This is a genomic window from Marinobacter sp. F3R11, from assembly GCF_003318275.1.
Lineage (GTDB): Bacteria > Pseudomonadota > Gammaproteobacteria > Pseudomonadales > Oleiphilaceae > Marinobacter.
Genome location: NZ_QOCH01000010.1, coordinates 185,885 through 197,516, shown reverse-complemented (window position 1 = coordinate 197,516; position 11,632 = coordinate 185,885). Strand labels below are relative to the sequence as shown.

The window sequence follows — 11,632 nt, the reverse complement described above, 5'->3', positions numbered from 1 at the left end:
GTACTGGCCAGCTCAAGGCAGCCGTGGAACACTTCGGAGAGCCGTTCTGTCAGCGTAAAGCCGATCACGGAAAAAAGATCAGAGGGGAGTTCGCCAACACGGGCGGTAAACTGCAGTCCGTTTGCCTTGGGCATATCTTCAATCCTTGAAGGTATGATTCTGTATGGATCCGGGCTAGGATTCTGTCGCAAACCTTGTGGTTAATCAAACGCTCACTGCGCTAAAGGCGCAACAGATCTCATCTCCCGGACAAAACAGCTTGTTCTTACCTACCCACACTGAAACAATTGCGGGCATCATCATCTTTCATATGGCCAATCATGAAACTATTAGTCCGCAACCTCGCACGCACAACAACTGAACAGGAAATCCGGGAACTGTTTGCTGCTCACGGCACTGTTACTGAGTGCACCCTCGTCCTGGATAAAGAAACTGGTCTGTCAAAGGGTTTTGGCTTCGTGGAAATGCCAGATCCCAAAGAGGCCAAGATGGCCAAGGCGCGCCTGAACGACGCCCGTATAAGTAAAAACAAAATCCGGGTGAAGTTCGCCCAGGACAAGGAACAATAACCGGGCTGCGATAAGCCAGCGCCTTAGATTACCGGAGAAGCAGGGCCGCGTTCGACTTTACACTCGTAGCCGCCCATCTCGAACTCCCGGCAGATCAGCGGTCGCTTCTCGTAAATCGAACATGACAGGGTGTTGCGGTCCAGCGCTGCACACCAACCATCGTCTAAACGCGCCATGGTCCGACCGCCCCAATCGTCCGTCTCAATAAACCTTTCAGGCACGCCTGTCTCTGTGATCAACATCACTTCGAGACGGCAGCAGCACGCCTCGCAACTTGTGCAACTAATACTGGGGTCCGGAAGGGTTATCGCATCTATCATCAGCACTGCTCCACACTGTCTGGAACACTCTGCTCAGCTAAATACTGCAAAGCCAGATCGTCACTGTAATATGGCAACCGGCAACGCCGTATTAGTCCCCCTGTCAACCCGTGCACCCCTGCCCTACTCTCGTTGCACGCGCAGCATGGAGCTTCTTGTAGCTTTCAATCAGCCGCAGGTGCTTGTCCAGACCCTCCAGCTGCATGTTTGTCGGGGTAAGGCCATAGAAACGCACACTGCCTTCCACTGATCCAACAACCGCGTCCATAACCTCTTCCCCAAACATGCGCCGGAGATTAAACAGGTAATCACTCAGCTCAAGTTCATCATCCAGAATAATTTCCAGAACAGCATTCACAGCCCGATAAAACAGGCCGCGTTCAACCGTATTGTCATTGAACTGGATAAAGGCTTCTACTCTCTCAAGGGCTTCTTCGTGCTCTTGTAAAGCCAGGTTGATCAGGAGCTTCAACTCAAGAATCGTTAGCTGGCCCCAAACGGTATTCTCATCGAACTCGATACCGATCAGGGTAATGATATCCATGTGCTCATCGATCTGACTCTCTTCCAGCCGCTCCAGCAAAGCGCTCAGCTGCTCATCGCTGAGCGAGTGAAGGTTGAGGATATCTTCGCGGTAATCCAGGGACTTATTGGTATTATCCCAGATCAGGTCTTCGACCTCGTAGACTTCGGAATAACCCGGCACCAGTATGCGACAAACCGGAGCGCCCAGGTCGTCAAAAACTGCCGTGTACACTTCCTTGCCCATGTCTTTGAGAATATTGAACAGGCAGGCTGCTTCCTCCTCATTAGTACCCGAAAAATCCCATTCGTTAAACTCATAATCGGGCTTTGCGCTGAAGAAGCGCCAGGAAACAACCCCGCTGGAATCAATGAAGTGCTCAACGTAATTGTTAGGCTCGGAGACTGCCAGACTGTTAAACGTAGGTGGTGGCAAATCATTCAGACCCTCAAAACTGCGGCCCTGCATCAGCTCCGTCAGACTGCGTTCGAGCGCCACTTCCAGAGTCGGGTGTGCACCAAAAGAGGCAAAAACACCGCAGGTTTTGGGGTTCATCAAGGTAACGCAGGCCACCGGGAACTGACCACCCAGGGAAGCATCTTTGACAAGCACGGGGTACCCCTGTGCTTCCAGCGCCTGGATACCCTCCAGAATGTTGGGGTATTTTTCCAGTACGTGCAACGGCACATCAGGTAATGCAATTTCTTCCTGAATAATCTGTTTTTTAACCGCCCGCTCAAAAATTTCTGATAAACACTGAACCTGTGCTTCATGAAGCGTGTTACCAGCACTCATGCCGTTGCTAAGAAACAGGTTTTCAATCAGATTTGAGGGGAAATACACTTCTGCGCCGTCGGAGTAACGTACAAACGGCAAGGAACAGATACCACGTTCTACATTGCCGGAGTTGGTATCGATGAGGTTGGAGCCCCGAAGCTCGTCTTCCGGGTTATAGATGGCCAGGCAGTGATCATCCAGAATCTCTTCAGGCAATTCGTCATCGGGCCCTGGTTTGAACCATCGTTCCCTCGGGTAATGGACGAACTCACTATTGGCAATTTCTTCACCAAAGAACTGATCATTGTAGAAAAAGTTACAGTTCAGGCGTTCGATGAACTCGCCCAATGCAGAACACAGGGCGCTTTCTTTCGTTGAACCCTTGCCATTGGTAAAACACATGGGCGATGCGGCATCGCGGATATGCAGTGACCAGACATGCGGCACGATGTTGCGCCAGGACGCAATTTCAATCTTCATGCCCAGATCCGACAGGATCGAAGTCATGTTCGCTATGGTTTGTTCCAGAGGAAGATCTTTACCCAGGATGTAGGTACTCGCCTCTCCCTCGGGTTTGGTCATCAGCAGGGCCTGGGCATCTTCATCCAGATTATCCACCACTTCAATCTGAAAGTCCGGGCCGGTTTGTACAACCTTTTTGACCGTACAACGGTCAATTGAACGCAGAATACCCTGGCGATCTTTATCAGAAATATCTTCTGGCAACTCGACCTGAATTTTGAATATCTGGTTGTATCGATTTTCAGGGTCAACAATGTTGTTCTGCGACAAGCGAATATTGTCGGTGGGAATGTTGCGGGCGATGCAATAAACCCGGACGAAATAAGCCGCACACAGGGCGGAGGACGCCAGAAAATAGTCGAAAGGGCCAGGTGCCGAGCCGTCGCCCTTGTAGCGTACGGGCTGGTCCGCAATCACCGTAAAGTCGTCAAATTTGGCTTCAATACGGAGGTTGTCGAGATAATTGACGTTGATTTCCATTGCGAGACTGCCTATTTGTTCAGAGTTTGGCGCGCTATGACCGGGCGAAATATCCGCACTATACGCAAAAACTGCTGTTTGGGAACAATCACCAGCAGATTTCCGGCAAGTACCAGTGAAACACCGGCCACCGCCTCAGGCGTCCAATGGTAGTTTTCAAACACGGTTGAAAGCGCAAGCGCCACAATCGGAAAGAGAACCATACAGTAAGCCGCACGTTCAGGCCCTATTCGCCCCAGCAGGGTGAGAAAGCTCCCGAATCCCAGCACTGAACCGACCAGTGCCAGGTATGCCAGGGACCCTGTATAAGTCCAGCTCGTCTCGAACACAAATGACTCACCTCTGGCCCAGGCAATGAGCGCCAGCACAAGCGCACCATAAGCCATACCATAGGCGTTACTTTGCATTACAGGTAGTTTTGATGACTGATTACGAGCAGAAATCATATTGCCAAATGATGTGATAAACGTACCCACCAGGCTCAGGATAATGGCACGCAAGGTGGCGCCGTCTGCATCCAGAGCACGGACTTCCGGCAGGAAGACCAGACAGATACCCGCCAGGCCCAAAGCAGCTCCGGCAATCACCCCACGGGAAACACGGTTACCGAAAAACAAAGCGCCATTTACAATATTCATCACAATGATTGTGGAGAACACCACGGCTATCAAGCCACTGGTGATATCGGCAGAGGCCTGATACACCAGCATGTAGTTGAACCCGAAGAGCATCAGGCCCTGACCGGCCATCCAGAGATGCTGCCGGAAACCAAAGACCATATTGCGTCGGGTCATTCGGCACCAGAGCATGAGTACCAACGCGGCCAACCCGAATCTGTAGGCAATGGACACATCACCGGGGACCTCACCCAACTGCATGGGTATAGCAATAAACGTCGACCCCCAGATCAACACCGTAGATAAATAAAGTACAAAAGTATTCGTCAGCATGAGTAGATAGGCCTGCAACCTGAGTCAGTAACCGGTCAGATTATCTTCGCGACCGGTTCAACAATGAGATGATTCATTGTCCTCCTCATAATTATCTTGCTCAATAGTTATAAAGCAGGATGGCAAAGATTCGGAAAGCAGGGAGCCTTCCCGGTCTGGAGAGAAAGAGCGGGGCACGGGAGCCGTGCCCCGGCAGGGATCATTCAGGCTTGTAAAGGCGCTGGATACTGGAGAAATCCAGTGTCCCGTTCCCCTGTCCGGCGTGAAGCTCAAACAGGTTTCGGGCGAGAGAGCCCATAGGAATTGCTGCGTGATTCTTGACCGCATTATCAAACGCCAGACCAAGATCCTTGTTCATCAGGTTGACCAGGAAGCCACCCTCGTATCCCCGTGATGCAGGTGCCGCCTCCATCACACCCGGCCAGGGGTTGTATACATTCAATGCCCAGTTGCCGCCAGAGCTTTGCTTCATGACTTCCGAGAGAACCGCCGGATCCAGTCCGTTTTTCACACCCAGAGCCAGAGCTTCACTGGTACCGGCCATCAGGATAGCCAACAGCATGTTGTTGCAGATTTTGGCAACCTGCCCTGCACCGTGCCCGCCGGCCAGGAAGATGTTCTTACCCATGGATTCCAGAATCGGTTTGGCTTTATTGAAGGTACTTTCATCGCCGCCACAAATGAAACTCAGAGTGCCGGCTTTCGCACCACCTACACCGCCAGAAACCGGGGCATCAAGAAACAGAATATTGTTAGCCTCGGCTTTATCTGCCACGCCACGAGCCGTTTCCGGAGCAATGGTGGACGAATCAATCACCAGAGTACCTGCAGGCAGGTGAGCCAGCAGACCATCGTCACCCAGATATACAGCTTCAACATGCTTGCCGGCAGGCAACATGGTGATCACACACTCCGCACCTTTGGCAGCTTCATGAGCCGTAGATGCTGTTTTTGCACCTTCAGCGACCAGAGCTGCTACCGCCTCTTTTGAGAGGTCAAATACGGTTACGTCATGCCCGGCCTTCACAAGATTGCCGGCCATGGGGCCTCCCATGTTACCCAGACCAATAAAAGTAATCGTTGCCATAATCATCCCCTTGTTTTTGTATTCGGTTGAAGCAGGCCGCGGCTATTAACCACACAGCCTGTTGGCTAATTTTCAAAAAAGCTGTCGATCCACTCGCTGTCCATTTCTGTCAAAGATGCGTAGCGCCACCTGGGTTGCTTGTCTTTATCAATCAGAAGCGCACGAACCCCTTCTGCAAACTCACCCTTATCCAGACAGTTGCACGAAAGCGTGAGTTCTTTAGCCAGAACCTCACGGAGGCTGTCCTGACGGCAGTTCCTCAGGTGCTTCCAGCACAAGGCCAGCGACGTTGGCGAGGCTGTTTTCAACGCACGGGTTGCTTTGGACAGCCAGCCATCGCCACTCGTCAACTCCATCATCTGCGCAACTATATCCGCTAGACTGTCGGCATCGGTTACGCGATTGATCTCATCAAAATGCTCCCTTACCGGAGATTCCGGAAAAGCATCTGCACTTTGATTTTCGTGCTGCCTGAGCACACTGCTCACTACGGCGAAAGCATCCTCACCCCGCCAGTTCCGGGCCGTCAGATCAGCAACCACTGCAGCTTTCAGCTCATGCCTGATAAAACGATCGGCAAGACCCACAAACATCGCATCAGCTGCATTCATTCGTGCACCGGTCAACCCCAGAAACAGCCCTGTGCGTCCGGGAGCACGATTCAGAAACCAGCCAGCGGCAACATCCGGGTACAGACCTATACTGCTCTCGGGCATGGCCAGCATGGATGTTTCAGTAACAACCCGATGCGAGGCGCCAGCCATAATACCGATGCCACCGCCCATAACTATCCCGTGGCCCCAGCACACAACCGGCTTGGGAAACGAGTGAATGAGATAATCCATCTCATACTCTTCAGTGAAGAAAGCTGCACCTTCACTCGTGCCACCTCCACTCTGCGGTTCCGTCATACTGCGGTACAGAGCAACAATGTCGCCACCGGCACAAAACGCTTTTTCGCCTTCCGCCTCGATCCAGACGGCACTAACCCGGTCGTCATCAGCCCAGCGTTTGAGCTGGGGTGTGAGCATCCGGATCATCTCAAGGGAAAGCGAGTTGAGTGCTTTGGGGGTATTCAGCCGGGCTACAGCGATCAATGCGCCGTCAGCAGCCGTCCACTCTTCAAAAACAATCGGTTGATTACTCATAAAAAATCCTTGAACCAGCATGCCCGAGGGTTTTAGAGGTTTTTCCATTCCGGTTTACGTTTTTCGAGGAACGCATTCACACCCTCTCTCTGATCTTCGGTTGAGAACAACTCAACAAACAGCTCACGCTCCATGCGCCAGGCATCGCTATGACTGCGGCCATCACGGGCACTCATTACCAGAGTTTTACAGCGGGCAATGGACGATGGACTTTGCTTGCAGGCCATTTCCGCCAGCTCCAGTGCTTTTTCCAGTCCCTTACCGCTGGGGACAACTTCTTCAACCAAACCAATCTGCAGCGCCCTGTCGGCCTTAACCCGCTCGCCGCAAAGGATCATGCGTTTGGCCCAGCCCTCACCCACCAGCCACGGCAGGTTCTGAGTACCGCCAGCACAAGGCAGAAGGCCAACAGAGGCTTCTGGCAATGCCATCTGAGCATGTTCTTCAGCAATACGGATGTCACAGGCCAGCGCACACTCGAGACCACCCCCCATTGCATAACCATTCACGGCAGCAATGGAGACTCCACGAAATGCAGTCAGTGCGGCAAAAGCGTCACCGAAGAGCTGAGCCATCTCGTTGGCCCGGGCTTTGTCACCGTCGGCGAAGGTTTTAAGATCGGCACCGGCAGAGAAAAATTTCTCGCCTTGTCCGGTCAGAACCAGAGCAAAAATATTGGTGTCTTCGTTGAGCTCCCGGACTGTCTTCGCCAGAGCCGGCAGGGAGTCCGCCGTCCAGGTATTGGCCGGCGGATTATTGATGGTCAGTACCGCAATGTGGCCGCGTTTTTCGAGCTGAATCAGATCGCTCATCTCTTTCTCCTGTTATTTTTGCGGTTTATTGAATGGCCTCAGCCACACCGTTGTCCAGCAAGCGACGGGCAACAATCAATCGCATAATCTCGTTGGTGCCTTCCAGAATCTGGTGCACGCGCAGGTCGCGCAAATAACGTTCCAGAGGGTATTCCCGGATATAACCATAGCCACCATGAAGCTGCAGAGCATCATTTACTACATCGAAGCAGACATCGGTTGCGAAACGTTTGGCCATGGCACAATGCAGTGTAGCTTCAGTATCACCCTGATCCAGCTTGAAGGCTCCCAGACGCACCATCTGCCGGGCTGCCACCAGATTGGTAGCCATATCGGCCAGTTTGAACTGCAGGGCCTGAAAAGCGGCCAGGGGCTTACCGAACTGTTCGCGCTCATGCATATAGTTACGGGCTCGCAGCAGCGCAGCTTGTGCACCACCAAGCGAACAGGTGGCAATATTGAGGCGGCCACCATCAAGGCCTTTCATGGCAATGGCGAAACCATCACCTTCTTCACCTACCCGGTTGGTTACCGGAATACGGACATTTTCAAGGTTTATCATTCTGGTAGGCTGGCTGTGCCAACCCATTTTCTCTTCGTTCTTGCCGTAGGAAATACCTTCGGAATTCGCCGGAATCACGAATGTGGAAATACCTTTAGCGCCGGAGTCTGCCGCACCAGTACGTGCCATAAGCACGAGGATATCGGTACTGCCAGCCCCGGAGATAAACACTTTGCTGCCGTTGATCACGTAGCTGTCGCCATCACGAACCGCTTTGGTCCTCAGGCTGGCAGCATCGGACCCCGCACCCGGCTCCGTGAGGCAGTACGAAGCCAGCCATTCGCCACTGGCAAGTTTCGGCACTATGTCCTGTTTGAGATCATCGGATGCAAAGCTGGCAACCATCCAGGTTGCCATGTTGTGGATGGTTATAAACGCTGCCGTTGAGGGGCAGGCCGCCGCCAGTTCTTCCACGATAACGGATGTGTCCAGCCGGGAAAGGCCCATGCCACCGAGTGCTTCTGGTGTATAGATGCCCATAAAGCCCATTTCCCCGGCTTCTTTCAAAACATCTACCGGGAAAATATGCTCGTCGTCCCAGCTGGCCGCATGGGGTTCCATGGATTTCACGGCAAAGGCCCGGGCCGCTTCACGAAACGCCAGCTGGTCTTCAGTCAGGTTAAAGTCCATCTTCAGGCTCCAGATTAAAGAGTCGTATGTCACGCCAGATGAAAAGGGGGCCGGAAACAGGCTCCGGCCCAGACAGTCCCACCATCAACGCAATTAACGTAGCTGGATAGAGAAGTTCGCTTCTGTAGACGCTTCACTGGAGAACCAGCGTGAAGTAACTGTTTTCGTCTCAGTGTAGAAGCGCACAGCCTGCTTGCCGTAAGCATGCTGGTCACCGTAGAAGGAGCCCTTCCAGCCGGTGAAGGAGAAGAATGGCAGGGGTACAGGAATGGGAATATTCACGCCAACCTGGCCAACTTCGATTTCATGCTGGAAACGACGGGCGGCACCACCGGAACTGGTGAAGATGGAAACACCATTGCCATATGGGCTGTTGTTGATCAGGGCGATGGCATCCGCAAGGCTCTCCTCTTCCATACAGGCAAGCACTGGGCCAAAAATTTCTTCGTTATAGATGTCCATCTCGGTAGTCACACCAGAGAACAGGGTCGGGCCAACCCAGTTGCCATCAGGCAGTCCATCTACGGTACAGCCCCGGCCATCCAGAAGCAGGTTGGCACCCTGGGCTTCACCTGTGGCAATCAGGGATTCAACCCGTTCTTTCGCTTTGGCTGAGATTACCGGGCCGTAGCTGGCCCCGGAATCGTTCCAGGCACCCGGGCGGACTTTCGCCATAGCCTCTTTCAGTTCCGGAATCCAGGCCTGAGCCTCGCCTACAAACACAGCGACGGAAATAGCCATGCAACGCTGGCCAGCCGCACCTACCGACGCGCCGACCAGTGCATTGATTACCTGTTGCTTGTCAGCATCCGGCATGATGACCATGTGGTTCTTGGCACCGGCAAAGCTCTGAACACGCTTCATGTTCTTAGTGCCGGTTTCGTAGATATAACGGCCAACCGGTACAGAACCTACAAAGGATACGGCTTTAATAGCCGGATCAGAAAGCAGCACATCAACCTGAGCCTTGCCACCGTGTACCACCTGCAACACGCCTTTGGGTGCGCCAGCCTCTTCAAAGAGTTCAGCAAGACGCATCGGAGTCAGCGGATCCTGCTCGGATGGTTTAAGGATAAAGGTGTTACCACAGGCGATCGCCATGGGGAACATCCACAACGGAATCATTGCGGGGAAGTTAAACGGAGTAATACCAGCGCATACACCCAGCGGCTGAATCCATGAGTGGGTATCCACCTCCCGGGCCACGTTTTCAACAGTCTCGCCCATCATCATTGAGGCTACATTGGCTGCGTGCTCAACAACCTCAATACCACGCCAGACATCGCCTTTGGCATCGTCGAAGGTTTTACCGGTTTCCTGGGACAGGATTTCAGCAATTTCATCATGATGTGCTTTAAGCAGTGCCTGATAACGCAGCATCACACGGGCACGCTCAGAAACCGGAACCTCTTTCCAGGTTTTGAACATTTCACCGGCGGTTTCAATGGCCTTACGCATTTCAGCGTCTGTGGTAGCGGGTGCCCGGGCGATCACTTCGTTGGTGGCAGGATTGGTGACATCAATCCATTCGCTGGTCTGGCTTTGAACAAATTCACCAGCCAAGTACAGTGGAACGTTTTTCATCTCAATATCCCTGTTTGTTGTTGTGCGAGAGACGGGCCAAAGCGCCGCGGCTTTAGCAATGTGTGGAAAGACAATAGCATGCCCCCTGCCACTTGAAGATTGACTAAATTTCGCACTTGATGGACTATCTTTCGATCGGCATAAAATCAACAACAGCACTAAATATGATACAAACTTCTCAGTGGCCAGTTCCAAAAGACAGCATACGCTATGTGGTACCAGCCCCGATCATCAGGCTTTTGTCTGAACATTCCCTGACCCGGGACCTGTATCCTCTGGCTTTTGGCCACTACCGCCGGGCAACAGGCCACCATATGCACAGGGAACATCACCGCGACAATCTTTTGATTTACTGCACTGAAGGAAAAGCCTTCCTGAACGTGATGGGCGAACCTCATACGATAGAAGCCGGAGATCTGCTGCTATTACCGGCTGGAGCCAACCACCGCTACACGGCCGACCCGGAGAACCCCTGGACTATTCACTGGGTACATTACACCGGCCCACTGGCGAGTGAGTTTCACAAGTACATGGGGTTTGATGATTCCACGCCAATCCGCCACCTGGGGCGGCAACCCAGACTACTGGTGGATTTTAACGGCCTGCTCTCTGTCCGCCAGACCGGCTTCCGGGCCCACGGCCTGATTCACGCAGCCAATCGTTTACGACAGCTTATGGCAGCAGTGCCCATAAGCATCGATGAAACCAGTCACGAAGGCCAGGCCGAGCTCGACACCATCAACAACTACATGCGCGAACACCTTGATGAGCGCATAACTCTGGAACAGCTGGCCGATCTTGCAGGGCTCACACCGACCCACTTTGCTACACGCTATAAAGAGCAGACAGGCACTTCCCCTATCCGGCACTTCCTTCACCTGAAAATAGAAAGGGCTTGTCAGATGCTGGATGCCACCAGCCTGAGTTTTACAGAAATCAGCCACCGCCTTGGCTATGACGATGCCTACTATTTCTCGCGCCTGTTCAAAAAAGTCATGGGACAGTCACCGAGGGACTACCGGCACACCTCACGGCATTAGCCTGAAACTGATCTGTACGATGGATCAGCCCCTAACCTGCAGCCAACTGCGACTTTTTCCGGAACAACTTAACCGCTAGGCTAGTCTGGGTATAAACGACAACAACAAGAGAATACTGATGGCTACCCATAGTTTTGAGATCAACGAAACCTTCGACCTGCCCCGCAGCCAGGTTTTTGCACTGTTTGCCGACCATCAAAGCTTCGGAAAGCTACTCGGTACGCCAGTAAAGCGGATAAAAGAAAGCAACCAGGCAGATCCAAACGGTCTCGGCTCTGTGCGCAAACTGGGCATAGGCCCCATTGGCCTTGAGGAAACCATAACCAGCTTCGAACCTGACTCGCTGATCGAATATACCATCACCAGTTTCAGCCTGATCCGCAACCATCTCGGCCGCATCCGCTTTGAGGAGACCCCGGAGGGGCATACCCGTGTACGTTATCGCATTTCATTTGACGATATTGTCCCGTTCACAGGAAAACTGGTGCGTGTGGCTCTGGAGCAGGCCATTCGTCGGGGAGTCCGGCAAATACCGAAGATGACCTAGCACCGGCTGCGCAACGAAACAAAACATTACTTGATGGATCTCAGATAATTGACCTGAGGCAACTGCTGCTATCCGTCAATT

The 11,632-nt window shown here is 52.8% G+C and carries 11 protein-coding genes; 3 read left to right on the top strand and 8 right to left on the bottom strand.

The genetic code is table 11. From position 1 onward, the window contains the following. Nucleotides 1-320 precede the first annotated feature (320 nt). Complete coding sequence (locus DS878_RS04920; RefSeq protein ID WP_113814861.1) at nt 321-569, top strand: RNA recognition motif domain-containing protein; 249 nt, start codon at nt 321-323, stop codon at nt 567-569. A 23-nt stretch (nt 570-592) separates the two neighbouring features. Here DS878_RS04920 and DS878_RS04915 read toward each other — a convergent pair whose 3' ends face one another. The 8 genes from DS878_RS04915 to DS878_RS04880 all read right to left on the bottom strand — a co-directional run bounded on the left by DS878_RS04915 (nt 593) and on the right by DS878_RS04880 (nt 9,964). Beyond that, entirely contained in the window at nt 593-889 is a 297-nt protein-coding gene (locus DS878_RS04915; protein WP_113814860.1) for a YkgJ family cysteine cluster protein, read from the bottom strand. 103 nt (nt 890-992) lie between these two features. Further along, nucleotides 993-3,191, bottom strand: a complete 2,199-nt coding sequence (locus DS878_RS04910; protein WP_113814859.1) for an OsmC domain/YcaO domain-containing protein — start codon at nt 3,189-3,191, stop codon at nt 993-995. Nucleotides 3,192-3,202: 11 nt separating this feature from the next. Then, complete coding sequence (locus tag DS878_RS04905) at nt 3,203-4,141, bottom strand: DMT family transporter (protein WP_113814858.1); 939 nt, start codon at nt 4,139-4,141, stop codon at nt 3,203-3,205. A gap of 199 nt (nt 4,142-4,340) precedes the next feature. Next, a complete protein-coding gene (gene mmsB, locus DS878_RS04900) occupies nt 4,341-5,228 on the bottom strand; it encodes a 3-hydroxyisobutyrate dehydrogenase (RefSeq protein ID WP_113814857.1) in 888 nt (295 codons plus the stop codon). Between the two features lie 65 nt (nt 5,229-5,293). Next, a complete protein-coding gene (locus DS878_RS04895; protein ID WP_113814880.1) occupies nt 5,294-6,376 on the bottom strand; it encodes an enoyl-CoA hydratase/isomerase family protein in 1,083 nt (360 codons plus the stop codon). A 32-nt stretch (nt 6,377-6,408) separates the two neighbouring features. Next, a complete protein-coding gene (locus tag DS878_RS04890) occupies nt 6,409-7,188 on the bottom strand; it encodes an enoyl-CoA hydratase (RefSeq protein WP_113814856.1) in 780 nt (259 codons plus the stop codon). A gap of 25 nt (nt 7,189-7,213) precedes the next feature. Continuing rightward, nucleotides 7,214-8,380 carry an acyl-CoA dehydrogenase family protein gene (locus tag DS878_RS04885; protein WP_113814855.1) on the bottom strand — a complete coding sequence of 389 codons (1,167 nt, stop codon included), beginning with the start codon at nt 8,378-8,380 and terminating at the stop codon, nt 7,214-7,216. A gap of 93 nt (nt 8,381-8,473) precedes the next feature. Next, nucleotides 8,474-9,964, bottom strand: coding sequence for a CoA-acylating methylmalonate-semialdehyde dehydrogenase (locus tag DS878_RS04880; protein WP_113814854.1), 1,491 nt, complete (start codon nt 9,962-9,964; stop codon nt 8,474-8,476). 164 nt (nt 9,965-10,128) lie between these two features. Between DS878_RS04880 and DS878_RS04875 the strand changes: the two genes are divergently transcribed. Further along, complete coding sequence (locus DS878_RS04875) at nt 10,129-11,004, top strand: AraC family transcriptional regulator (RefSeq protein WP_113814853.1); 876 nt, start codon at nt 10,129-10,131, stop codon at nt 11,002-11,004. A gap of 118 nt (nt 11,005-11,122) precedes the next feature. After that, on the top strand, nt 11,123-11,551 hold the full coding sequence (locus DS878_RS04870) for an SRPBCC family protein (protein WP_113814852.1): 429 nt from the start codon (nt 11,123-11,125) through the stop codon (nt 11,549-11,551). Nucleotides 11,552-11,632 lie beyond the last annotated feature (81 nt).

What these genes read in the sequence shown, in the direction of transcription:
- DS878_RS04875 (WP_113814853.1), top strand. Translation starts at nt 10,129, where the DNA reads ATGATACAAACTTCTCAGTGGCCAGTTCCAAAAGACAGCATACGCTAT.
- DS878_RS04915 (WP_113814860.1), bottom strand. Translation starts at nt 889, where the DNA reads ATGATAGATGCGATAACCCTTCCGGACCCCAGTATTAGTTGCACAAGT.
- DS878_RS04905 (WP_113814858.1), bottom strand. Translation starts at nt 4,141, where the DNA reads ATGCTGACGAATACTTTTGTACTTTATTTATCTACGGTGTTGATCTGG.
- DS878_RS04895 (WP_113814880.1), bottom strand. Translation starts at nt 6,376, where the DNA reads ATGAGTAATCAACCGATTGTTTTTGAAGAGTGGACGGCTGCTGACGGC.
- DS878_RS04910 (WP_113814859.1), bottom strand. Translation starts at nt 3,191, where the DNA reads ATGGAAATCAACGTCAATTATCTCGACAACCTCCGTATTGAAGCCAAA.
- DS878_RS04880 (WP_113814854.1), bottom strand. Translation starts at nt 9,964, where the DNA reads ATGAAAAACGTTCCACTGTACTTGGCTGGTGAATTTGTTCAAAGCCAG.
- DS878_RS04890 (WP_113814856.1), bottom strand. Translation starts at nt 7,188, where the DNA reads ATGAGCGATCTGATTCAGCTCGAAAAACGCGGCCACATTGCGGTACTG.
- mmsB (WP_113814857.1), bottom strand. Translation starts at nt 5,228, where the DNA reads ATGGCAACGATTACTTTTATTGGTCTGGGTAACATGGGAGGCCCCATG.
- DS878_RS04885 (WP_113814855.1), bottom strand. Translation starts at nt 8,380, where the DNA reads ATGGACTTTAACCTGACTGAAGACCAGCTGGCGTTTCGTGAAGCGGCC.
- DS878_RS04870 (WP_113814852.1), top strand. Translation starts at nt 11,123, where the DNA reads ATGGCTACCCATAGTTTTGAGATCAACGAAACCTTCGACCTGCCCCGC.
- DS878_RS04920 (WP_113814861.1), top strand. Translation starts at nt 321, where the DNA reads ATGAAACTATTAGTCCGCAACCTCGCACGCACAACAACTGAACAGGAA.